This is a genomic window from Petrotoga sp. DB-2 (assembly GCF_054051725.1).
In genome coordinates, this window is the sequence record NZ_JBSVZD010000103.1 from 1 (window position 1) to 245 (window position 245).

Below are 245 nucleotides of genomic sequence, written 5' to 3' on the forward strand. Positions count from 1 at the left end.
TACAACGTAAGTGTATTGTACATAACGCATGATTTAGCAACCGCATACTACGTAAGTGACAGGATAGGGATAATGTTTAGAGGGAACATAATAGAGATGGGTGGAGTGGAAGATGTACTGATGAATCCGAAACACCCATACACACAAATGCTGAAAGAATCGATACCTGAACCAGATCCGAAAAAGAAATGGACAGAACGGATAAGTATAAAAGAGTTGGAAACAGAAGAGTACATGAGAAAAGG

Annotated in this window: 1 protein-coding gene; it reads left to right on the plus strand. The window is 39.2% G+C overall.

What is annotated here, in order from left to right:
• Window positions 1–245, plus strand: a 245-nt coding sequence (locus ACW9JY_RS10635) for an ABC transporter ATP-binding protein (protein ID WP_457284343.1), incomplete at both ends; no start/stop codon positions are given.